The 23421-nt window shown below is 66.7% G+C and carries 21 protein-coding genes; 10 read left to right on the forward strand and 11 right to left on the reverse strand.

Features of this window, described 5'->3' with window-relative positions; translation table 11 throughout:
- Positions 1 to 47: 47 nt before the first annotated feature.
- Positions 48 to 929 carry an SDR family oxidoreductase gene (locus tag BLQ70_RS20100; protein WP_091860421.1) on the forward strand — a complete coding sequence of 294 codons (882 nt, stop codon included), beginning with the start codon at positions 48 to 50 and terminating at the stop codon, positions 927 to 929.
- A 75-nt stretch (positions 930 to 1004) separates the two neighbouring features.
- On the opposite strand, the gene BLQ70_RS20105 is transcribed toward BLQ70_RS20100, so the two are convergent.
- From BLQ70_RS20105 to BLQ70_RS20140, 8 genes are all read right to left on the reverse strand, one after another.
- A complete protein-coding gene (locus BLQ70_RS20105) occupies positions 1005 to 1931 on the reverse strand; it encodes a hydroxymethylglutaryl-CoA lyase (RefSeq protein WP_091860789.1) in 927 nt (308 codons plus the stop codon).
- A gap of 7 nt (positions 1932 to 1938) precedes the next feature.
- Entirely contained in the window at positions 1939 to 2748 is an 810-nt protein-coding gene (locus tag BLQ70_RS20110) for an enoyl-CoA hydratase/isomerase family protein (protein WP_091860425.1), read from the reverse strand.
- A complete protein-coding gene (locus BLQ70_RS20115; protein WP_170843483.1) occupies positions 2745 to 4151 on the reverse strand; it encodes an MmgE/PrpD family protein in 1407 nt (468 codons plus the stop codon). The genes BLQ70_RS20110 and BLQ70_RS20115 overlap by 4 nt, the downstream gene beginning before the upstream one ends.
- Positions 4152 to 4177: 26 nt before the next feature.
- Positions 4178 to 5341: an acyl-CoA dehydrogenase family protein gene (locus tag BLQ70_RS20120; protein WP_091860431.1), complete on the reverse strand. Its 1164-nt coding sequence runs from the start codon at positions 5339 to 5341 to the stop codon at positions 4178 to 4180.
- A gap of 26 nt (positions 5342 to 5367) precedes the next feature.
- Complete coding sequence (locus BLQ70_RS20125; RefSeq protein WP_061966124.1) at positions 5368 to 6558, reverse strand: CaiB/BaiF CoA transferase family protein; 1191 nt, start codon at positions 6556 to 6558, stop codon at positions 5368 to 5370.
- 110 nt (positions 6559 to 6668) lie between these two features.
- Positions 6669 to 8270: an AMP-binding protein gene (locus BLQ70_RS20130; protein ID WP_091860433.1), complete on the reverse strand. Its 1602-nt coding sequence runs from the start codon at positions 8268 to 8270 to the stop codon at positions 6669 to 6671.
- Positions 8271 to 8277: 7 nt separating this feature from the next.
- Positions 8278 to 9498, reverse strand: coding sequence for an ABC transporter substrate-binding protein (locus BLQ70_RS20135; protein WP_244512105.1), 1221 nt, complete (start codon positions 9496 to 9498; stop codon positions 8278 to 8280).
- A gap of 67 nt (positions 9499 to 9565) precedes the next feature.
- Entirely contained in the window at positions 9566 to 10444 is an 879-nt protein-coding gene (locus tag BLQ70_RS20140; protein ID WP_244512106.1) for a MaoC family dehydratase, read from the reverse strand.
- 185 nt (positions 10445 to 10629) lie between these two features.
- Between BLQ70_RS20140 and BLQ70_RS20145 the strand changes: the two genes are divergently transcribed.
- The gene (locus BLQ70_RS20145) at positions 10630 to 11544 is read left to right on the forward strand and encodes an SDR family NAD(P)-dependent oxidoreductase (RefSeq protein WP_091860439.1); all 915 of its coding nucleotides are present in this window, start codon (positions 10630 to 10632) and stop codon (positions 11542 to 11544) included.
- Positions 11545 to 11593: 49 nt separating this feature from the next.
- On the opposite strand, the gene BLQ70_RS20150 is transcribed toward BLQ70_RS20145, so the two are convergent.
- Positions 11594 to 12748 (reverse strand): acyl-CoA dehydrogenase family protein, encoded by a 1155-nt coding sequence (locus BLQ70_RS20150; RefSeq protein ID WP_091860442.1) that lies wholly within the window; start codon positions 12746 to 12748, stop codon positions 11594 to 11596.
- 27 nt (positions 12749 to 12775) lie between these two features.
- A complete protein-coding gene (locus BLQ70_RS20155) occupies positions 12776 to 13930 on the reverse strand; it encodes a CaiB/BaiF CoA transferase family protein (protein WP_091860445.1) in 1155 nt (384 codons plus the stop codon).
- A 166-nt stretch (positions 13931 to 14096) separates the two neighbouring features.
- Here BLQ70_RS20155 and BLQ70_RS20160 point away from each other — a divergent pair, with 166 nt between their 5' ends.
- From BLQ70_RS20160 to BLQ70_RS20195, 8 genes are all read left to right on the forward strand, one after another.
- Positions 14097 to 15194: a CaiB/BaiF CoA transferase family protein gene (locus tag BLQ70_RS20160; protein WP_091860448.1), complete on the forward strand. Its 1098-nt coding sequence runs from the start codon at positions 14097 to 14099 to the stop codon at positions 15192 to 15194.
- A gap of 74 nt (positions 15195 to 15268) precedes the next feature.
- Entirely contained in the window at positions 15269 to 15688 is a 420-nt protein-coding gene (locus BLQ70_RS20165) for a Zn-ribbon domain-containing OB-fold protein (protein ID WP_061966137.1), read from the forward strand.
- Positions 15685 to 16827: a thiolase C-terminal domain-containing protein gene (locus BLQ70_RS20170; RefSeq protein WP_091860451.1), complete on the forward strand. Its 1143-nt coding sequence runs from the start codon at positions 15685 to 15687 to the stop codon at positions 16825 to 16827. Before BLQ70_RS20165 ends, BLQ70_RS20170 begins: the two co-directional genes overlap by 4 nt.
- A 58-nt stretch (positions 16828 to 16885) precedes the next feature.
- A complete protein-coding gene (locus BLQ70_RS20175) occupies positions 16886 to 18457 on the forward strand; it encodes an ABC transporter substrate-binding protein (protein ID WP_091860454.1) in 1572 nt (523 codons plus the stop codon).
- A 33-nt stretch (positions 18458 to 18490) separates the two neighbouring features.
- Positions 18491 to 19447: an ABC transporter permease gene (locus tag BLQ70_RS20180; RefSeq protein ID WP_091860458.1), complete on the forward strand. Its 957-nt coding sequence runs from the start codon at positions 18491 to 18493 to the stop codon at positions 19445 to 19447.
- Entirely contained in the window at positions 19444 to 20334 is an 891-nt protein-coding gene (locus BLQ70_RS20185; RefSeq protein ID WP_091860796.1) for an ABC transporter permease, read from the forward strand. Before BLQ70_RS20180 ends, BLQ70_RS20185 begins: the two co-directional genes overlap by 4 nt.
- Before the next feature lie 20 nt (positions 20335 to 20354).
- Positions 20355 to 21146 carry an enoyl-CoA hydratase/isomerase family protein gene (locus BLQ70_RS20190; RefSeq protein ID WP_091860461.1) on the forward strand — a complete coding sequence of 264 codons (792 nt, stop codon included), beginning with the start codon at positions 20355 to 20357 and terminating at the stop codon, positions 21144 to 21146.
- A gap of 202 nt (positions 21147 to 21348) precedes the next feature.
- A complete protein-coding gene (locus BLQ70_RS20195; RefSeq protein WP_091860464.1) occupies positions 21349 to 22170 on the forward strand; it encodes an MBL fold metallo-hydrolase in 822 nt (273 codons plus the stop codon).
- On the opposite strand, the gene BLQ70_RS20200 is transcribed toward BLQ70_RS20195, so the two are convergent.
- The gene (locus tag BLQ70_RS20200; RefSeq protein ID WP_091860467.1) at positions 22171 to 23421 is read right to left on the reverse strand and encodes a M20 family metallo-hydrolase; all 1251 of its coding nucleotides are present in this window, start codon (positions 23419 to 23421) and stop codon (positions 22171 to 22173) included. It abuts the gene before it with no gap.

The raw sequence follows: 23421 nt of genomic DNA on the forward strand, positions 1-23421 counted from the left end.
TAGAGGCCGCGCGACGATGCTTGCTCGAATCGAGATGGGAGAGGCGAATGTTCAGGGACGACGTCTTGAAGGGCCAGCACATCCTCGTGACGGGAGGCGGCACCGGACTCGGCCGGGAAATGGCGCATCGCTTCGCCGGCTACGGCGCGCGCGTGGCGATCTGCGGGCGCCGGGAGGCGGTCGTCCGGGAGACGGCCGAGGCGATAGCCCGCGAGACCGGCGCTGCGGTCGATGCCTATGAGTGCGATATCCGCTCGCCTGAATCCGTGCGGGCGATGGTCGACCGGGCCTGGCTCGACCACGGTCCGCTGACCGGGCTGGTCAACAACGCGGCCGGCAACTTCATCAGCCGCACGGAGGACCTGACGGCGAACGGCTTCAACGCGATCTCCGATATCGTCCTGCGCGGCACCTTCTACGTCACCAATGCGATCGGGCAGCGCTGGATAGCCGAACAGCGAAAGGGCTCGGTGCTCTCGATCCTGGCGACGTTCACGCGGACCGGCGCACCCTTCGTCGTGCCCTCGGCCATGTCGAAGGCCGGCATCGAGGCGATGACGCGGTCGCTCGCCATCGAATGGGGGCGCTACGGCATCAGGCTCAATGCCATCTCGCCGGGTATCTTTCCGACGGAGGGCGCCTCGGCCCGCCTGCGTCCGACCGACAACGCGCATGACTATGAACGCTCCGTCAATCCGATGGGCCGCCTTGGACAGAAGCCCGAGCTCACCACCCTGGCCACCTTCCTGATGGCGCCGGGCTGCGAATGGCTCAGCGGTGAGACGATTGCCGTCGATGGTGCGCATGGCCTCGCAAACGGCGCCTATTTCACGAACTACCTCCCCTGGACCGACGCGCAATGGCAGCAGGCGCGCGAACGTATCCGGGGCCGTGACCGCAACGACAAGGCTGCGAGCGCCGCAGGCTGACAGGGGCATCCCAAGCCCCTTCGGTGGTGCGGGGGGCCATCGCCACGTGGAGCGCCTGATTGCGCTCCGCCAATGTCAGGCTGCGGGAGAAAAGCCTTTCGGCAGGCCGGCGCGGGCGAGCGCGCCGGTGAAGCGTTCTTCCGGAAGCCAGGTTTCAATGCGCTCCCGCAAGCGCAGCAACGCAGCCAGGTCGATGCCGGTAGCGAAGCCCATCGCCGCGAGCATGAAGGCGCAGTCTTCCGTGTTGATGTTGCCGGTCGCGCCGGGGGCGAAGGGGCAGCCGCCCAGCCCCCCGAGCGAGGCATCGAAGCGGCGGACCCCGGCCGAAAGCGCAGCGCCGACATTGGCCAGCCCGAGGCCGCGCGTGTCATGGAAATGCGCGGCGAGCGGCAGCGACCCGACAATGCCGGCGGCTCCCTCGAACAGGCGGCGGACGCGCGCAGGATCGCCATAGCCAACGGTATCCGCCAGCATGATCTCGTCGGCTCCGGCGCGCGCCAATCGCCCGACGATCGCGAGTACGCGCGCCTCGGCGACTTCGCCTTGCAGCGTGCAGCCGAAACTGGTCGCCACGCCGCAGCCCAATGCGACCCGATCGGACAATCCTTGAGCCGCGCGCTCGGCGACGATGAGATCGAACTCGTCCAGCGCCGCATCGGTCGAGCGGCGCGCATTGGCAAGGCTGTGGGCCTCGCTGGCGGAGACCACATAGTTGACCTTGGTCAGCCCGGCGGCGAAGGCGCGCCGTGCTCCCTTCAGGTTCACCACGAGGGCGGAGACCTGCGCGCCCCGGATTCCGGCAATCCCCGCTGCGACGGCATCGGCATCCGCGAATTGCGGGATGACATGCGCCGGCACGAAGGACGTGGCCTCGATCTCGGCGAGGCCGGCAGCGACCGCGCCGCGGCACCAGTCGAGCTTCTTCTCCGTGTCGAGAACGGTCGAGACGAGCTGCAACCCGTCGCGCAGCCCGACCTCCCTCAACAGAACCTGCTCCGCCATCGCCAACCTATTTCCCGATGAAGCGTGGCGGCCGCTTTTCGTTGAACGCCGTCACGCCCTCGTGGCGGTCCTGCGTCGGGACCATCCGGGCATAGGCTTCGATCTCGAAGGTGAGGCCGTCGCGCAGGGCCATCTGCAGGCCGCGGTGGATCGACTGCTTCGCCTGCCGCACGGAAATCGGCGCGTTGTTGGCGATGGTGGTCGCGGTCGCGAGCGCCGCCGGAAGAAGCTCGCCCTGGGGCAGGACCGCATTGACCAGGCCCCATTGCGCCGCTTCGCTCGCCGAGAAGGGCTGGCCCGTCAGGATGAGTTCCTTCGCCCGCCGCTCGCCGATGGCACGGGCAATCGTCTGGGTTCCTCCGCCGCCGGGCATGATGCCGAGCGTCACCTCGCTCTGGGCGAAACGGGCGTGTTCGGCGGCGTAGAGAAAGTCGCAGCAGGCGGCGATCTCGCAGCCGCCGCCATAGGCCGCCCCGTTGACCGCGCCGATCACAGGGACCGGGCAATCGAGCAGGGCACGCACCATCCGCTCGAACACGACATGCTGGCGCTGCCACGCCTCATCGCTCATGCCGCGCCGTTCCTTGAGGTCACCGCCGGCACAGAAGGCGCGCTCCCCCTCGCCGGTCAGCACGATGCAGCGCAACCCGGCCGCATCGAGCGCGACCGCCTCGAAGAAGGTCACCAGATCGCGCCCCATCTGCGTATTCAGCGCGTTCATGGCCTGCGGACGCGCAAGCGTCACCAGGGCGATATGCTCGGCCGGCGCGGAAATCCGGAGCGTCTCAAAGGCTGGAGGCGCGACGGAGGCGTTCATGCCGCGCTCCTGCCGAGCGCCAGGCGCAACCGCGTGATCCAGGCGCCGACATCCGGCGACGTGCCGATAGCCAGCCCCTCCCCGAACAAGTTGAGCGTCGTATCGGCGCCGAGCCCCGGCTGCACGCGCCGCAAGCAATCCGTCCATTTGGCCGCGAGTTGCTGCTCCGTCATCGGGTCCTCCGGCGAACCCGGCGCGCGCGTCACCGTCCTCGCGACGGAACCGCCATCCTTCAGGGTCACGGTCACTGTGACGGGCGCGCTGCCGACCTCGCTGCCCCGGCTCGATTCGCCCGACGCCTCGACCAGCTGGATATCGGCGAGCCGTGCCTGCAGGTCCGGCCGAAGAACAGCCGCGTCGGTGAAGCTCGCCAGATCGATCCGGCCGTCGGCCAGGCTGGCGGCAACCGCATAGGGGCCGCTGAAGAGGGCATTCAGCCCGGTGCGGGGGAACGGGTGGATCAGGGGTTTGGTGCCGCCTGCCGGCATATCGACGCGAACATGCTCCACCGCCGCGAGATCGATGCCGGCGTCGCGGCGCAGACCGAGGGTGCCCTCGATCATCCGGTGCAGCATGTAGCAGCATGGATAGCGCTTCTGTTCGAAGCCGGGCTCGCTCAACGCGAACGGCGCGCCGAGCACGACATTCGGCGGCCAGCGATCGGTCTCACCGCCGGAGAAGGCCTTGAGATAGCCGTCGGCCTCGAAGACCTCGGAAGCCGCATCGATGCCGCCCTGCGCGAGCCGTACGGCCTTGAGCCCATTCGAGGCCGCCAGCCCGACATGAAGCGACTTCACCATCGAGCCGAAGTTCTTTCGCAAGCCACAGGCCATGCTGGCCGCGATGGCCAGCGCCCGCCGGGTGGTGTCGAGATCGAGATGCAGGAGCCGCGCGACCGCGGCGGCGGCACCGACCGCTCCCAGCGTGCCCGTTGCGTGGAAGCCGAGCGCATAATGCCGAAAGCCCATGCTCTGCCCGAGACGGATCAGCACCTCGGTGCCGATCGCCACTGCGCCGAGCAGTTCCCCCCCCGTGACCTTGCGCTTGTCGAGAAGGGGCAGCAAGGCCGACAGCACGGGCGCCGTCGGATGGCAGACGCTCAGCATCGAGACGTCGTCATAATCGAGCACATGGCTCGCCATGCCGGTCAGAAGCGCGGCATCGTCGCTGCGGAAGGCTTCCGGCCCCCAGAAGCTGGGTACCGCACCCGGCCAGGGCTCGAGGGAACCGGCCAGCCGCCGCACCGGTTCCTCGGTGCCACCTGCCGCGGTCACGGCAAGCGTGTCGACGACCACGCGCGTGGCCTGGCTCAGGACCTCGTCCGGCACCCGGGCCTCGACGATGAACGCCGCCAGGCGTTCCGTGGGACCCGGGACCGGCGAAAGGCTTTTCAGAGGCTGCAAGGCTGTCATCCTGTCCTCGTTTCGGCTCAGTAGGAACGGGGCATGCCGAGTGCGTGCTGGGCGACCTGGGCAAGGATCAAATTGTTGGAGAGCGGCGCCGTGCGGAAGAGCCGCGCCTCCTTCCATTTGCGCTCGACGTGATATTCGCTCGCGACGCCATAGCCGCCGAACGTCGTCATGCACGCCTCGGCCGCCTCCCAGGCGGCTTCGCTGGCGAGGAACTTGGCCATGCTCGTCTCGTTCGCGCAGGGCAGCTTGCGGTCGAACAGGGCGGCGGCCCGGTTGCGCATCAGCTCGGCCGCCTCGATGTTCATATGGGCCCGCGAGATCGGGAACTGGATGCCCTGGTTCTGGCCGATCGGCCGATCGAAGACCCGCCGGTCGCTGGCGTATCGCGAGGCCTCCGCGGTGAACCAGCGGCCGTCCCCGATCGACTCGCTCGCGACCAGGAGGCGTTCGGAGTTCAGCGAGTCCACGAGATAATGGAAGCCGCGGCCTTCCTCGCCGATCCGGTCCTCCTCCCCCACCTCCAGATTGTCGATGAAGACCTCGTTGGTGTGGTGGTTCAGCATGGTCCGGATCGGCCGGGCGTGCAGGGCCTTGCCCGCCTTCTCGATGTCGATGAGGAAGAGCGAGAGGCCATCCGTCTTGCGGCTCACCTCCTCGAACGGCGTCGTCCGGACGATCAGCAGGTACATGTGCGACTGCATGTAGCGCGAGGTCCAGATCTTCTGGCCGTTGATCACATAGCCGCCGCCCGGTCGGCGCTTCGCGAAGGTCTTGATCCTGAGCGTATTGGAACCGGCATCCGGCTCGGTGACGCCGAAGGCCTGCAGCCGCAATGAGCCGTCGGCGATGCGCGGGAGATAGCGGCGCTTCTGCTCCTCGCTGCCATGGTTCAGCACCGAGGCCATCGTGTACATCTGCGCGTGGCAGGCGGCACCGTTGCCCCCCGAGCGATTGATTTCCTCGAGGATGATGCAGCCTTCCATCAGCCCGAGCCCGGAGCCGCCATACTCCTCCGGGATCAGGGCCGAAAGCCAGCCTGCTCTGGTCATCGCCTGGACGAAGTCCTCGGGGTATTCGCCGGCCTCGTCGCATTTGCGCCAATAATCGACGCCGAACTCGGCGCAGAGCTTGCGGACCGCAGCCCGGATCTGTTGCTGGGTTTCCGTGTAGTCGAAATCCATGGTGCTCTGTCCTGGAAGAGGCTGCTTTACCCAACCGCCCCGGCGAGGCGAAGGCGGTCGATCTCGTCGGATGCGTAACCAAGGCCCGAGAGCAGGGACGCCGTGTCGGCGCCGAGCGCGGGCGGCGGCTCGAGCCTGGCCGAACGGCTTCCTGCCAGCTTGAGGGGCAAGGCGACGATGCGATGGCTCTCGCGCTCAGCCGCCGGCAGATCCGCGATGATCCCCGCCGCCTCGACCTGCGGATGCGCGAGCATCTGCGCGACCGAGTTGAGCTCGCTGCATGGAGCCCCCGCCGCGCGCAGCCGCGAGACGATATCGGCTGCCGGCAATTGCTGCGTGACCGCGCTGATCGCGGCGACGAGCGCTTCGCGGTTTGCGACACGCGCGGTGTTGGTGGCGAAACGCCTATCCGCCACGAGTTCGCGGCAATCCAGCCCGCCGCAGACGCGCTCGAACAGCCCGTCGTTTCCGGCCGCGATGAACACATGGCCGTCGCGCGCCGGGAAGAGCTGATAGGGAGCAGCCATCGCCATGCCAGAGCCGAGCTTTTGCGGCAGCGTTCCGGTCGCGAGATAGGTCGCGACGAATACGCTCATCCAGCCGATGCCGGTGTCGAGCAGGCTCGCTTCCACGAGCATCCCGCGCCCGCTCCGGCCGCGCTCGATGACGCCGGCCAAAACACCCAGCGCGGCCCACATCCCGGTGCCGAGATCGATCAGCGAGACGGCCACGCGCACCGGCGCGTCGCCCTCGTTGCCGGTCGTGCTCATGATGCCCGTGAAGGCTTGCATCAGCGGATCGTAACCCGGCAGGGCAGCCAGCGGCCCGGCTTGCCCGAAGGCGCTGATGGCACAGTAGATCAGGCGCGGATTGCCTGCAGCGAGATCGGCGTGGCCCAATCCGCGGCTTTCGGCGCTGCCGGGCTTCATCGAGTGGATGATGACGTCGGCATCGGCGGCGAGGCGCTTGAGCACGGCCAACCCCTCGGGGTGGTCCAGATCCAGGCAGATGCTGCTCTTGTTCCGGTTGAGGGCAAGGAATGTCGCCGACTGGTCCCCATGTCGCGGCGGCCAGTCACGCGTGTCGTCGCCGCGCCCGGGACGCTCGACCTTGATCACCGTCGCGCCCATGTCGCCGAGCACCTGGGTGCAGAACGGCCCGGCCACATTTTGCGTGAGGTCGACGACCTTCAGCCCCGACAGAATTGCTCCAAGCATTCCCGCTTTCCATTTTTATTCATTCGATTGATATAGCGCGCCCGCAGGCGAGGCAACTGCCCGCGCGGAGATTTCGATATAAAATTCGGATGAATAAATCCGATGGCACTTCACCCTTTCAGGGCGGCCTCTGCCATCGCGCGCAGCAGGTTGCGCTGAACCTTCGGCCCGTTCGGCCCGTCCGTCGCCGGAAACGTGTCGACGGCCAGGATGCGCGCCGGTTGCTTGAACTTGGCGAGTCGTCCCCGGCAATGCTCCTGCACCGCGGCTTCGGCAAAGCCACCTTCCGCCGCAATGACGAAGGCGACTGCCCTGTACCCGTCCGGACCATGGGCTCCGACGACCTGGCACTCGCTCACCATCGGGTGGGACGCGACCATCTCGGCGATCTCCGCCGGACTGACGAGGAACCCTCCCAGGCGCAGGGCATCGTTCATGCGCGCATGGAACTCGAAGCTCCCATCCGCGCGCAGGCAGCCGGCATCACCCGTCCGCAGGAAGCCATCGTCGGTGAATGCGGCCGCGGTCGCCTCCGGGTCACCGAAATAGCCGAGCATCATGCTCGGAGCCGCGACCTCGAGCTCCCCGCTCTCGTCGACGGCGAGAAGGCGGCCGGTGTCCGGATCGCGGACGCGGACGATCGCCGCAGCGGAGACCGGATGACCGCCACCGCGCGCCCGGCGCTCCGGCCCCGCCTCCCTGGGCTGGAGAGAGAACAGCCCCTGAAATTCGGACATCCCGTAGGCGCCCACCGCAAGCAGCCCGCGCTGATCGGCCGCTCGGACGAAGTCGTCGGACGAATTGTTGAAGGAGCCGAATACGACGAAGCGTAATTCCGGAAAGGGCACGGCGTCGTCGCTCGTCTGGAGCAGGCGATAGAAGACATCGTCGACGCCGGCCATATTGGTGACGCCGCGCTGGCGGATCGCGGCCGCGGCGACCTCCGGATCGAAACTGCGCATCAGAACCGTGGGAGCGCCGCCGGCCAGCGCGCCGATCGTCTGGGTGAGGCCGAATGCGCCGCATAGCGGCATGATCGACATGCCGGCGCTGCCCGGTTCACCATAGAAGCCCGGCGCGGCGGCAACGTCGAAGGCATGCGTGACCAGGCCTTGCTGGGAGTGCAGCACGAATTTCGGTTTCTTCGTGGTGCCTGACGTGGTGAGGATCAAGCACCCTGTCGCTGGCGATATCGCCGGCCCGTCCCATTCACCGCATTCCAGCAGCGAGGCATAGCTGGCCTGGCGGCGGCCCTCCAGAACGGGCGCGGCCTCTTCCGTCAAGGTCACGATCGTCGTCACCGCGGCCAATTCTGCGGGCGGGACGTTCGCCAGGATCTCGCGATAGGCGATCGGCGCGAAGTCGGGAGACATGACGAGAGCACGCGCGCCCGAGCGGCCGAGGATGTCGCCGACCTCCGCCGCGCGGAAGCGGGTGTTGAGCGACACCACGATCGCCCCCAGGCGACCACAGCCGAGCAGGGTCTCGATCCAGGCCGAGCAGTTCGGCAGCCAGACCGCGACACGGTCTCCCTGCCCGATGCCGAGCCGGGCAAGACCGGCGGCGAGGCGCCGGCTGCGCCGCGCGAGCTGCGCGTAGGAAACCGGACGGTCCTCGTCGAACAGCGCCGGCGCTTCGCCATGCTGCAGCGCCAGATTGTCGATCCAGCCACCCAGCGCCACCGGGCGTATGCCCTTCCGCTCCACCGCCATCGCGCGGTTACTTCTTGACTAGCGGGCAGCGCGAGCGGGACAGCGGCTGGAAGGCTTCGTCGCCGGGAATCGTAGCCAGGACGTTGTAGAGGTCCCATGGCTCCTTCACCTCGGACGGCTTCTTGACCTCGACCAGATACATGTCGTGGACCATCCGGCCGTCCTCGCGGATCCTGCCGTTGGTGGCGAAGATGTCGTTGATCGGCCGCTCGCGCATCTGCTTCATCACAGCACCTGTTTCGTCGGTGCCAGCCTGTTTGACCGCGCCGAGATAATGCAGCACCGTCGAATACACCGCCGCCTGCTCGGCATTCGGCATCCGCTTCATCGTCTCGTAGAATCGGCGCGACCAGGCGCGGGTCTGCTCGTTGCGGTTCCAGTAGAACGCCTCGGTGAAGATCAGCCCCTGCGCGCCCTCGACACCGATCGCGTTGATGTCGTTGATCAGCGTGTAGAGCGACGCCATGCGCTGCTTGCCGCCAACACCGATGCCGAACTCGCGTGCCGTCTTCAGCGCGTTGGCCGTGTCGTTGCCGGCATTCGCGAGCGCGATGACCTTCGCGCCCGAGCTTTGCGCAGCGACCAGGAAAGACGAGAAATCGGTCGTCGCCAACGGGTGACGCGTCGTGCCCACGAGCTTTCCGCCGGTATCGGCGAGAGCCGCCCCGGCATCCTGGATCAGATCCGCGCCGAAGACGCTGTCGAGGGCGAGGATATGCCAGCTGTCGAGACCTCGCGCCGTCAGCGCCTTCACGGTCGCACGGGTCAGGGCATAGCTGTCCAGCGCGTAGTGGATCGAGATCGGCGAGCAGCTCTCGTTGGTGAGCCGCACCGCACCCGGCCCGCTAAAGGCGACGATCTTGTTCTTCTGCTTGGCGATTTCCAGCACCGCCAGCGCCGGGCCGGTCGCGATGGTCTCGAGGATCGCATCGACCTTCCCGTTGTCGAACCATTCGCGCGCGCGGCTCGACGCGATGTCGGGTTTGTTGAGATGATCCGCTGCCAGCACCTCGACCGGTTTGCCGAGCACGGTGCCGCCAAAATCAGAGACCGCCATCCGTGCCGCTGTCGCGGCGCCTTCGCCGGAATAGTCCGAATACGGCCCCGACATGTCGAGGAGGAGGCCAATCCGGACGACATCATCGGAAATCGTGGCCCGGGCTGCGGCGCGTTCGCATGGGTTCGCGGCCATCAGCAGCCCGACGATCAGAGCAAGCGTCCAATGCATGTCCATCACTCCCCTGTTCGGAGAGGTTCACCCTCCCCGCCTTGTTGTTAGAGGCGCCCGCGCCCGCTCATCCGGCGGCGAATTCGAATATCCCGTTATTGAGGATCACGATGTCCCGCTCGACCGCGCGGCAGCGGAAAGCGGCCGAACCCGGCTTCACGGACCAGATCTCGGTCCTAATCGTCTCGCCGGGATAGACCGGGGCGGAGAAGCGACAGTCGAAACGCTGGAACCGCGCTGGCGATCCCCCGCATAGGGCGCGTAGCAACGCATAGGCTGCGATGCCCCAGGTTGCCGCTCCATGCAGGATCGGGCGCGGGAAGCCCGCAGTGCGAGCCACCGCGGGATCGGCATGAAGCGGATTGTAGTCGCCCGACAGCCGGTAGATCAGCGCCGCCTGCGGAATGGTAGGATGGTCGACGATGTGGTCGGGCTGCATCTCCGGCGGCGATGGAAGAACCCGGATGCCGGACGTGGCAGGGCCGCCGAAGCCGCCATCTCCTCGCGCGAAGATGGAGTTCGTGACCGTCGCGATGAGATCGCCCGTCACGGCATCGACCACGTCGCGTACGGTATAAATGACGGCGCCCTTGTCGGCACCCTTGTCGACGACCTCCTCGATCCGTGTGCGCCCGATGACACGCCCCTCCGGAGGAAGCGGCCGGTGCAGGATCAGTCCCTGCTCGCCGTTCAGGATGCGCTTCCAGTCAATCCCGGTCGCAGGGTCCTGCAACCAGAAGCCGGGGTAACCGAGAACACCCGCGAAGCTGGGCAAGGCCTGCAAGCCGCGCTCGTAGACGAAGCTCAGATCCTCGGACCGGCTCTCGTCGCCGCCCAGGCCGAGGCCGAGCGCGTAAAGCATGGTGTCGCGCGCGGTGAAGCTGTGGTCCTTCGGCTCGATCCGCCAGGATTTGATGGCATCGTAGTCGATCGGCATCAGCGTCATCCGGATTATCGTGAGTGGGGAGCGCGCTCCTGCCTTATCATTCAATATTCATTCGACTGAAATGACAACGCCTCTTCCCATTAAAGTCGAATTTTTTCTTGCGCGCGCGCCGGCCGGGTGGGAGAAGGCTAGCGCCTTCGTGCGTCCGCGCGACAGGCGCGAGAGGACAGCGACGGGGATGGACAATGAGTGATTCTTTGCAGGGTAAGGTCGTCCTGGTCACGGGCGCCGGCCGCGGGATCGGCCGCGAAATCGCCCTTCTGGCGGCGGCGGAAGGGGCCGCGGTCGTGGTCAACGATCTCGGCGGGGACGCGGAAGGCGGAGGACGCAGCGCCGGCCCTGCAGAGGACGTCGTCGCCGAGATCAAGGCGGCGGGGGGGCGTGCCGTCGCGAACGGGGACAGCATCACCGACCCGGTAGCAGCGGAACGCATGGTTCAGCAGGCGGTCGACAGCTTCGGCAGGATCGATGCCGTGATCAACAATGCCGGCATCCTGCGCGACCGCATCTTCCACCGCATGTCGCATGACGACTGGTCGTCGGTGATCAACGTGCATCTCAACGGCTATTTCAACGTCTCCAAGGCGGCCTGCCCCTTCTTCAAGGAGCAGCAGAGCGGCGCCTTCGTGCACTTCACCTCGACATCGGGCCTCGTCGGCAATCTCGGCCAGGCGAACTACATGGCCGCTAAGCTCGGCGTCATCGGCCTCTCCAAGGCGATCGCCCTGGACATGCAGCGCTTCAACGTGCGCTCCAACTGCGTCTCGCCTTTCGCCTGGAGCCGGCTCGTCGGCACGATCCCGACCGAAACGGAGGCCGAGAAGCTGCGCGTCGAGCGGATCAAGGCGATGACCGCGGCCAAGATCGCGCCGCTCACCGTGTTTCTCGCCAGCGATCTCGCCAAGGACGTCAACGGGCAGATCTTCGGCTCGCGCAAGAACGAGCTGTTCCTGTTCAGCCAGCCACGGCCGATCAGGGCGGCGCAGCGGAGCGACGGCTGGACGCCGCAGACGATCGCCGAGCACATGCTGCCGGCCTTCAAATCGTCCTTCTATCCGCTCGAGCGCTCGGCGGACGTCTTCTCCTGGGACCCGATCTGAGACGGGCCATATGCCGGCCGCAGGCGATGCCTGCGGCCGGCAGCGGCGTTTACGTCCGGGCGGGCCGCAGCAAGTCGCGGCCGATGATCAGCTTCAGGATATGGTTGCTCCCCGCCGAGATCCGGTCGACGCGGGCATCCGCATAGGCCCGCGCGATCGGGTATTCCCACATATAGCCCCAGCCGCCGAAGAGCTGCAGGCACTGGTCGATCACCCGGCCTTCCAGCTCGCTGGCCCTCAGCTTGGCCGCTGCGGCATCGACCGCCGACAATTCGCCGCGCAGATGCCGCGCGATGCAGTCGTCGACGAAGACCCGGTGCACCATGGTTTCCGACCAGAGATCCGCCAGCAGGAACTGGGTGTTCTGGAAATCGGCGATCTTGCGGCCGAACGCCTCGCGCTCGCTGACATAGTCCACGGTCGATTGCAGGGCACGCTCCGTCGCGGCCATCGCCCGCACGGCCGAGCTCAGCCGCTCCTGCGCGAGCAGGTTCATCATCATCCCGAATCCCGCCCCCTCCTGACCGAGCAGGTTGGAGACCGGGACCCGCAGGTCCGCGAAGAACAGTTCCGACGTATCCTGCGCCTTGCGGCCGATCTTTTCGAGCATCCGCCCGCGCGTGAAGCCGGGCCTGTCCGTCTCGACCAGGACCATGCTGATGCCCTTGCCGCGTGCGGTCGGGTCGGTCTTGCAGGCCAGCAGCAGCAGATGCGCCTGATGGCCGTTGCTGATGAAGACCTTCTGGCCGTTGATGACGTAATCGTCGTCATCGCGGACCGCGCTCGTCCGCATCGCCTGCAGGTCGCTCCCAGCCGACGGCTCTGTCATGCCGATCGCGGTGATCACCTCGCCGCGCGCCATCGCAGGCAGCCAGCGCTCTTTCTGCTCAGGCGTCCCGTAGACGCTGAGATAGGGCACGACGATATCGGAATGACCGCTGAAGGCCGGGCCGGATCCGCCCGCAGCGGTCATCTCCTCGTTGACGATGACGTTGTGGAGGAAGTCCCCGCCGCCGCCGCCATGCTCGATGGGCTGGTCGCAGCAGAGCAGGCCGGCCTCGCCCGCCTTGCGCCACACCTCCGGCGGCACCGTGCCCGCCTTCTCCCACGCGACCCGGTGGGGCAGGATCTCGGCCTCGACGAAGCGGCGCACGGTGCGCCGGAACTGGTCGTGTTCTTCCTGAAAGATCGATCGTTTCGACATGCGTCTCTCCCTATTGTTCAGATGGCGTCAGGCGAGGCCGAGCTCTGCCAGGATGGCTCTGCGATCCTGATCGAGGTCCGGCGCGACACGGCGCGTCGGCGGATCCTCGAAAGTCGAGAATTTGAGCGGCGTCCCCGCGATCTGGACCGGCCCTAGCACCGGGTCGGTGACCGAGATCAGCATGTTGCGTGCCGCCACCTGGGGGTGGCTCAGCGCCTCGTCGATGGAATTGATCGGCCCGGCGGGAACGCCGGCAGCGTCGAAATGCGCGAGCCAGTTCGCCGTGCGGTCTCCCCGCAGGCGCTCCTCGATCAGCTCGTGGAGGATTTCCCGGTTCGCGACGCGCAGCTCGTTGCGGCGGAAGCGCTCGTCCTCGATCAGCTCCGGCAGGCCGAGCGCCCGGGCGAGCAGCCCGAACATCTTGTCATTGCCGCAGGCCAGCACGATGTGCCCATCCGCCGTTGCGAAGGCCTCGAACGGCATGATCGCCGGGTGGCGGGAGCCCATGCGTCCGCCGACCTCGCCAGCCATGGTGTAGCGCGAGATCGTGCTTTCCAGCATCGCCAGCAGGCAGTCATACATCGCGATATCGACGCGCGAGGCCTCGCCGGTGCGCTCGCGATGCAGCAGCGCGGCGTTGACGGCGGCAGCGGTGAAGATGCCCGAGCCGACATCCGCGATCGAGATACCGACGCGGCAGGGCTCGCCCCCGCTCGGACCTGTCACGCTCATCATCCCGGACATGCCCTGGATGACCATGTCGTAGGATGGGCGGTCGCGTGCCGGACCGGCATGGCCGAACCCGGATGTCGACGCATAGATCAGGCGCGGATAGCGCTCGTGAAGATGCTCCCAGCCATAGCCCAGCCTTTCGAGCACCCCGGGCCGGAAATTCTCGGTCAGGATATCGGCGCGCTCCAGCAACTTCTCGAACACCGCCCGGTCCGCCTCGGACTTGAGATCGAGCGCGATCGATTCCTTGCCGCGGTTGACCGAGCCGAAATAGCAGGGCCGGCCCTGGATGAAGGGCCCGAACTGACGTGAATCGTCCCCGAGCCCCGGCGGTTCGACCTTGATCACCCGAGCGCCCATGTCGGCGAGCATCATCGTGCAGTATGGCCCGGCCAGGACGCGGGTCAGGTCAACGACGGTTATGCCCGAAAGGGGCCCCTTTGCGGTCATCGCGCATTTCCTCCGGTCTTATGCGTCGGCGGCGGCATCGAGGCCGCGCGCTCCGCCCCTTCAGAACACAGATTTTTAGGATGGACAATATTTGTTCGTATTAATAGACAAGTCGCCGGCGCGGCGATGCCGCGCCCCGTGCGTCGACAGGTGACGGGAGGCACGATTGGGACCGCTGTCGGGGATTAAAGTCGTAGAATTCGCCGGGATCGGGCCAGGGCCCATGTGCGCCATGCTGCTTGCCGATCTGGGGGCGGACGTCGTCCGCATCGAGCGGCAGGGCAGCGAACTCGGCGTGCCGAAATCACCGGCCCATGACGTGCTGCGCCGCAATCGGCAATGCGTGACGCTGGACCTCAAGACTGAAGCCGGCCTCAAGGCCGCCCGGACGCTCGTCGCCCGCGCCGACGCCCTGATCGAGGGCTCGCGCCCCGGCGTCATGGAACGCCTCGGCCTCGGGCCTGAAGCCTGCCTGGCCGCCAATCCTCGCCTGGTCTACGGCCGGATGACGGGCTGGGGCCAGGACGGTCCACTCGCCCAGGCTGCAGGCCATGACCTCAACTACATCGCGATCACGGGCGCCCTCCATGCGATGGGCCGGCAGGGCCAGCCGCCGACACCGCCGCTCAATCTCGTCGGCGATTTCGGCGGTGGCGCGCTCTATCTGGCATTCGGTCTGGCCTGCGCGCTTCTCGAGACGCAGCGTTCCGGTACAGGGCAGGTCGTCGATGCGGCCATGACCGAAGGCGCGAGTTCGATGATGGCCGTGTTCCACGGCCTTTACGCCGCCGGGCGCTGGGAGCTCGATCGCGGTGCCAACATTCTCGATTCCGGCGCCTTCTTCTACGATTGCTACGAATGCAGCGACGGCCAATGGGTTAGCGTCGCCGCGCTCGAACCGAAATTCTACGCGCTCCTGATCGATGCGCTGGAGATCGAGGCCGAGACGCTACCGCCCCAGCATGACAAGGCGCGCTGGCCGGAAGGGCGCGCAATCCTGGCGGCGCGCTTCGCCGAAAAGACCCAGGCCGAATGGTGCGCGCTTCTCGAAGGCACCGACGCCTGCTTCGCGCCGGTGCTGTCGCTCGCGGAAGCCCCGCACCACCCTCACATGCAGGCCCGCGGTGCTTTCGTCGCCGTCGACGGCATCACGCAGCCGGCGCCGGCGCCGCGCTTCAGCCGGACCAGCCCAGCGGCCCCTCTGCCGCCCGTCACGCTGGACGACATCTCGACCGTTCTGTCGCGATGGGAGAGGCGTGCCTGATCCGGCCTGCGCGGCTGGACATTCATTCGAATAAATGTCATCGATCATAAATTCGCACGAATGAGCATCCCGACATGGCGACACCATCCGAACGACCGCGGCCGAAGCCGACCCCCGAGACCCGGCACTTCTGGGAGGGGACGCGCGAAGGAGAGCTCCGGCTGCAGCGCTGCAACGCCTGCGAGCGCTCCTACTTTCCGCCGCGCCCGTTCTGTCCGCATTGCAACGCCGATGACGTCACGGTCTATGCGGCCTCCGGCCGGGGCACGCTCTACAGCTACGTCATCAGCCATCGCCCGGCGCCCGGCTTTACGCCGCCCTATGCGATCGCCGTGGTAGAAACGCAGGAAGGGCCGCGGCTGATGTCCAACATCGTCGACTGCCCGCAGACGCCTGAGGCGCTGCAGCTCGACATGGCCGTGGAGGTCGTTTTCCAGAAGCTGGACGACGAGATCACGCTGCCGCTCTTCCGCCCGGTGGGGGCGCGCGGATGAGACCCGGATCGATCGCCATCGTCGGCGCCGCCGAGACGACGCGGATGGGGCATATCCCCGACGCCTCGCAGATCCAGCTCCATGCCGATGCCGCGCGCAACGCCATACGCGATGCCGGGCTGAAGCCCTCCGACATCGACGGCTATGCCTGTGCCGGGGAAATCCCGACCAATGTGGCGCATTATCTCGGCCTGACGCCCAAATGGGTGGACGGCACCTATGTCGGCGGCTGCTCCTTCATGCTGCATGTGCGCCATGCCGCGGCGGCGATCACGGCCGGGCTGTGCTCGACGGTGCTGATCACCCATGGCGAGAGCGGGCGTTCCCGGATCGGACTGGTGCGGCCGACGACGCAGCCCGAGAGCTATGCCGGGCAGTTCGAGCTGCCCTACGGTCCCAGCGGACCGCCGACGCTCTTCACCGTTCCCGTGCTGCGCTACATGAAGAGATACGGCCTGACGCATGAGCAGCTGGCGATGGTCGCGGTCGTGCAGCGCGAATGGGCAGCCCGCAACCCGCGCGCCAGCTTCAGGGACCCGATCACCGTCGACGACGTCCTGAACTCGAAGATGATCGCCTACCCGTTCCGGATCCTGCAGTGCTGCCTGGTCACCGATGGCGGCGGCGCCCTGATCCTGACTTCGGCCGATCGCGCGAAGGACTTCCCGCAGAAGCCCGTCTACATCCTCGGAACCGGCGAAAGCACGGAAACGCCGATGATCAGCCAGATGGCCGACTTCACCTCGTCGCGCGCCTTCCGCGTCGCCGGCGCCACCGCCTTCGCCGAGGCCGGCATCACCCATGCGGATGTCGACCATGCCATGTTCTACGACGCCTTCGCGCATCTTCCGATCTTCGGCCTGGAAGATCTCGGCTTCGTGCCCCGCGGCGAGGCAGCGCGCTTCATCTGGGAGCGGAACACGGCGCCCGGCGGCAAGCTGCCCGTCAACACCAATGGCGGCGGCCTCAGCTACATGCATTCCGGCATGTACGGCATGTACGCGCTGCAGGAGAGCGTCCGGCAGATGCGCGGCATCGCCCCTGCACAGGTCGAGGGCGCGAAGGTCTCGGTCTGCCACGGCGTCGGCGGCATGTTCGCGGCCAGTGGAACGGTGATCATGTCGAACCAGCAGCCTTAGGGACCGTCCCCCGAGAAGCATCAAAGATGCCCGGGGTCTTACGCACAGGGAGGAAACAATGCGTGGACTTACAGCAGCGGCAGCCATTGTGCTGGCGCTATTCAGCCAATCCGCCACCGCGCAGGAACCGGTCCGGGGCGGCACGCTGCGCCAGGCCGTCCTTGCCGAGCCCTATACGCTCGATTGCCATGCCGCGACGACGGTCTATGTGACCAGCGCGCTCGCGCCGCACTATTCCACTCTGGTGCGCTACGACCCGCAGAACTACCCGAAGGTGATCGGCGACCTGGCCGAGAACTGGACCGTCTCGGAAGACGGCCTGACCTATACCTTCAAGCTGGTCCCCGGCGTGAAATTCCATGACGGCTCGCCGCTCACGGCGCGGGACGTCGCGGTTTCGCTGGAGCGCATCCGCAAGCCGCCGAAGGGCATCGTCTCGGCACGGGGACCGCTCTTCCAGCGCATCGCCTCGATCGAGGCGGTCGACGACCTGACGGTGGTCCTGCGCCTCTCGCAGCCGGAAGTGGCGCTGCTCGAGCTCCTGGCCAACCCGCTGAACTGCGTCTACAGCGCCGCCAAGCTGGAGACGGACCCGCACTTTCCCGAGAAGCAGGTTCTCGGCTCGGGCCCCTTCAAGTTCAAGGAGCGCGTCTCCGGCTCGACCTGGGAAGGGGAGCGCTACGCGGATTTCCATCGCAAGGGGCAGCCCTATCTCGACGGCTTCAAGCTGTTCTTCATGAGCGGCCCGGCGATCCTCAACGCCCTGCAATCGGACCAGGTCGACACCGAGTTCCGCTCCCTGACGCCGCAGCAGCGCGATCGGCTGGTGGCCGCCCGCAAGGATACCGTCTCCGTGCAGAGCGGCACGATGACGACCATGATCAAGATCGCCTTCAACACGCAGCGCAAGCCGTTCGACGATGTGCGGGTGCGCCGCGCGCTCAACCTCGCGATCGACCGGACCGGCGGCTCCGAGGTGATTTCGCGCGTCACCTTCATGGGCGGCGTCGGCGCCCTGCAGCGCCCCGGCTACGATCTGGCCGAGACCCCCGCCGAACTGGCGAAGCTCCCGGGCTACGGCGGCGACATCGAAGCGCGGCGGGCCGAGGCGCGGCGGCTCCTGAAGGAAGCCGGCGTGCCCAACCTCTCCTTCGCCTTCGGCAACCGCAATGTCGGCGAGCCCTATGTGACCATCGGCACCTGGGTGATCGACCAGTGGCGGCGCATCGGCGTCAATGCGCGCCAGGACATGCTGGAAAACCCGGTCTGGGTCGCTTCGCGGGCCAACGGCCAGTTCGACGTGCTGATGGACGCGATCGCCGAGGCGACCGACGAGCCGACGGTGATCTTCTCCAAATACCAGTCACGCGACAAGACGCCGTTCAATACGGCGAAATACGAGGATCGCGAGATCGACGCGCTCTACGAGAAGCAGCGCGCCGAGCTCGACCCGGCGAAGCGCAAGGAAATCCTCGCCCAGATCTCCCGCCGCGTCCTGGATCAGGCTTATTACGCGCCGCTCTTCTGGGCGAACCGCATCATCGTCAGCAACGCCAAGCTCAAGAACTGGAAGCTCGCGCCCAGCCAGTTCCTGAACCTGGATCTGGCCGACATCTGGCTCGACAAATAGGGGCCGGATGGAGATCGGGACGAGAGACGCGCGATGACGGGTTTTCTTTTGCGGCGGATCGCCCTGATGATCCCCACCTTGCTGGGCGTTGCCGTCCTGATCTTTCTGATGCTGCGCGTCCTGCCGGGGGATATCGTCGAGGCGAAGCTGCGCGGCGACGGCGCGGCGGTGAGCGCGGAACTCATCGCCACCGAGCGCGCACGGCTCGGGCTCGACCGCTCCCTCCCGATCCAGTTCGTCGAATGGGTTTCCCGCGCGGCAAGGGGCGATCTCGGCGTCTCGATGTGGACCGGGCAGCCGGTGACCAGCGAGATCGGCTTGAGGATCGGGCTGTCGCTGCAGGTGGCGGTGATGGCGGCGCTGATCGCCACGCTGATCGCGCTGCCGCTCGGCACGCTCTCCGCGATCTATCCGGGAACGCCGCTGGATTACGTGATCCGTCTCGTCGCGGCCTCGGGCATGGCCGTCCCGTCCTTCTGGTTCGGCATGATGCTTATCCTCATGCTGCTCTATCTGTTCAACTGGGCGCCACCGATCACCTACACGCCGTTCTGGCAGGACCCGCTCGCCAACCTCAACCAGCTGATCTGGCCGGCTCTGGCGGTGGGCTACCGCTATGCGGCGGTCGCAGCCCGCATGGTCCGCTCCTCGCTGCTCGAAGTCCTGCAGGAGGACTATATCCGCACCGCGCGGGCGAAGGGCACGCCGGAGCGCGACCTGATCTGGCGCCACGCCATCCGCAATGGCTTGCTGCCGACCATCACCATCGTCGGGCTCGAATTCGCATTCCTGGTGGGCGGCCTCGTCGTGACCGAACAGGTCTTCAACCTCAACGGCATCGGCAAGCTTCTGGTGCAATCCGTCGCCCATTACGACTACGTCATGATCCAGGGCATCGTGATGGTGCTCGCCTTGGTCTTCGTGCTGACCAATCTGGTGCTCGATATTCTCTATGTCTGGCTCGACCCGCGCATCGAGTGGTCGCGATGAGCGGGGGCGACGAGCTTTCGATCCCGCCGCGGCGCCGGGGCGCGGTGCGGCGCTTCCTGGCCTCGCAGCCGGTCGGCACGATCGGCCTGTGCGTGGTCGTCCTGATGGCTGCCGCGGCTGCCTTCGCGGATTGGCTGGCGCCTTACGATCCGCTCGCCCTGGGGTTCGACACAGCGCTTCAGCCGCCGTCCATGGAGCATCTCTTCGGCACGGATTCGCTGGGGCGAGACATCTTCTCCCGCGTGATCTTCGGCGCCCGGACGGCGTTGACGATCGGCGTTTCCGCCTCGCTGGTCGGCTGCTCGATCGGCGCGCTGATCGGCATCGCATCCGCCTATTACGGCGGCCTGGTCGATCTGATCATCCAGCGCCTGACCGATCTCATGCTGGCCCTGCCCATCATCGTGCTGGCGATCGTCATCGTCGCAATTTTCGGTCGCAGCACCAGCGAGGGCATCGATCTGAACGTCATCTTCGCGATCGCCATCGCGATCATCCCGAACGCCGCGCGCGTGATCCGCTCCTCGGCGCTCACCATCGTGACAATGCCCTATGTCGAGGCTGCCCGCGCCTCCGGGCTGCGCAGTGCCCGGATCATTCTTCGCCATATCGCGCCCAACGTCGCCGCACCCTTCCTGATCCTCGTCAGCGCCTATATCGCGCAGTCGATCCTGCTCGAGGCGGCCCTCTCCTTTCTGGGACTGGGCGTAACGGAACCCCAGCCCTCATGGGGGCTGATGCTGTCGGGGAATACCTCGGACTTCTATCGCGAGGCGCCCTGGATGATCGTTTTCCCGGGGCTTTCGATCACGGTCACCGTGCTCGCCTTCAGCCTCGTCGGCGACAGCCTGCGGGATTGGTTCGATCCGAAATTCCGGGTGCGGTGAAAGGCGGGAAGAGTTCCGGCATGTCAGAGAAGGTCGCAATACCCACCGATGAAGCGCCCGCGGTCCTGCATGATCTGCGGGATGGTGTCGGCATCATCACCTTGAACCGCCCCCGCGTGCACAACGCGCTCAACGACGCCGCACGCGCTGCGCTGAAGGAAGCGCTGATCTGGGCGCGGGACGACGACGCGGTGCGCTCCGTGCTGCTGCAGGGCGCCGGGCGTTCCTTCTGTTCCGGACGGGACCGCAATGGTTTTCTTGAAACTGGGAAGCATGCCTCGCATCGTGAGCTCATCCTTGCGGCACAGGAACTGCGGCTGCTGCAATGCGAGTTGGGAAAGCCCTCGATCTGCGCCCTGCACGGCCATGCGATCGGCGCCGGGGCGGAGCTGGCGCTGGGATGCGACTTCCGCATCGCCGGTGCCGATCTGAAATACAGCTTTCCCGAAGTCGGCTTCGGCGTCGTCTCCGACACCGGATCATCCGCGCTGCTGACGCGGCTCCTGGGCCCCGCCCGCGCGAAATGGCTCCTGGCAAGCGGCGAAATCACGGACGCGCGGCAGGCCGCGGATTGGCATCTCGTCGAATGGGTCGTCGAAACCACGGAGCTCGCCGACGCTGCGTTCGAGAAAGCTGCTAGATTGGCGCGCCGGCCGCCGGCAGCGCTCCGGAAGCAATCGGAGCTGATCGACGCAGCGGCGCCTGTCCTCCTCCGCCAGGCATTGGGCCGGGAGATGGAAGCCCAACTGGAGCTGTTCGCCGGCTCGGAATTCGCTCTCATCCGCGAGCAGGGCTTCGAGGCTCATGGATAGGCAGGATATGGTCCTCGCCATATCCGGGCATCCGCTCCGGCGGCGTGCTGACAGCGGCTCTTGACCGATCTGTCCGCCCGACTCATCAGCGTGATCGACAAGATCGTCCGGCCGCGAGATTTCAATGCGCGTCCTGAAGCCGGCAGCTCGGAGCGCGTTGCGTCGGGCTGGAGCCCTGAACATGACCCGGAAGGACTGAAGATTGGCTTTTCTCGAGGAACCGGAGCCTCAGCGGGGCGTCGCCCTGCCCGTTCTGCCAGGCGTCAGACGCATCGTCGCGAATAATCCGAGCCTGATGACCTACCACGGCACGAACACGTACCTCATCGAGTCGGATCAAGGGTTCATCGTGCTCGATCCTGGCCCGGAGGATGCCGGCCACCTCGACGACATCATCGCGGCAACGGGGGGCAAGGTCTGCGCCATCCTTCTCAGCCACACCCATTCGGATCATCTGGGCGCCACCTCTTCCCTCAAGGCCAGGACGGGAGCGCCGACCTTCGCCTTTCATCGGGTGGCCGATCCATCCTTCGAGCCGGATGTCCTCGTCCACGACCGCGACATGGTGGCCGGCATGCTCGCGATCCACACGCCGGGGCACGCCAGCGACCATCTCTGCTTCGCAGCCCGGGACGGGGTCGTCTTTAGCGCCGATCACGTGATGTCGTGGTCGAGCAGCATCGTCTCCCCGCCCGATGGCAACATGGCCGCTTACTGCGCGAGCCTCCGCCTGATGCTGTCACGCAACGACAGTCTTTACCTGCCGGGCCACGGCCCTCCGCTACCCAATCCCACACCCTATGTCGCAGACCTGCTCAATCGGCGGGTCGAGCGGGAGGAGGCGATTTTCGAAGCGTTGCGCTCCGGGCCATCCAACGCCTGGGACCTGATGGATCGGCTCTACTCCAAGACCGATCCCTGGCTTCGGCGGGCGGCTGAACGCAATGTGATAGCCCATCTTGAGAAACTGCATGCGGAGGGACGTGTCGCACAGGCCGGCGAGATCTGGAGCGTGCAGCGCTGATCAGGCTGAATTGGCGAGGTGCCAGACGACGTCTGCAAGGACCTGCGCGCCCGCGGTCAGGTGCTCCGGTTCAGCCCATTCGTCGGGGTTGTGGGACACCCCGCCCCGGCATGGCACGAAGATCATCCCGGCAGGGCAGATATAGTGCAGTTGGCGCGCGTCATGGCCGGCTGCCGAATAGACGTCCATGGCGGGAATGCCGCGCGCCGCAGCCGCTTCGGCAATGGCGCTGCGAATCGCGGGCGCGAAGTTCAGCGAGGGCGAATGCTGGATCTGCTTCAGCTCGACGCTGCAATTCCCCTTCATCTCCTCGACAATGCGGCGGATCGCGGCATCGACCCGGTCGACCACGGCATTGTCCGGGTGCCGGAGATCGATGGAGAAGAAGACCTCCGCCGGCACAACAGACGGGGCGTTTGGCGTCACCTGCAACATGCCGACCGTCAGCAGCGTATCGGCCGGCTCCATCGCCGCTTCGTCGATGGCGCGGATCATGCGGACAGCCGCCATCAGCGCATCGCGCCGATCCTTGCGCAAGGCGGTGCCGGCATGGGCGGCCTCGCCCATCACGCGGATCCGATAACGCCGCGTCCCCTGGATGCCCGACACGATACCGATCGGGATGCCCGCCTCTTCGAGCACGGAGGCCTGTTCGATATGGGGCTCGACATAGGCGGCGATCGGCAGGCCGAACGCCCGCAGCGGCACCTTGTCGTCGGCCGCCAGGATCGATGCCACCGCTTCGCCGATGCTGATGCCGTCCGCGTCGCGGATGGGCAGCACGGCCTCGAGAGCCTTGGTTCCGGTGAAGAGGTCGGAGCCCGTCATGCCCGGCGCGAAACGCGAGCCTTCCTCGTTGGTCCAGGCCACGATCTCAAACGGGCGAAGCGGCTGCTCGCCGCGCGCCACGATCGCCGCCGCGGTTTCGAGGGCCGCGAGCACACCGAACACGCCATCGAACTTGCCACCGGTCGGCTGCGAGTCGATATGCGATCCCGCCACCACCGGCGCGAGCGAAGGATCGCGCCCCTCGAGGCGCAGGAACAGGTTCGCCGCCTTGTCAGTGAAGGGCTCCAGGCCGATCGCGCGGCCCCAGGCGATCATCTGCGCGCGCGCCTGCGCCTCCTGCGGCGACAGGGTCGGGCGATCGACGCCGCCATCGGCGCGGGCACCGAACGTGGCCAGCGCCATGTGGCGGGCCCAGAGACGCTCGCCATCGACGAAATCGGACAGGCGCTGCGGGGCCGCCAT

It is taken from the genome of Allobosea robiniae (assembly GCF_900102525.1).
GTDB classification, from domain to species: domain Bacteria; phylum Pseudomonadota; class Alphaproteobacteria; order Rhizobiales; family Beijerinckiaceae; genus Allobosea; species Allobosea robiniae.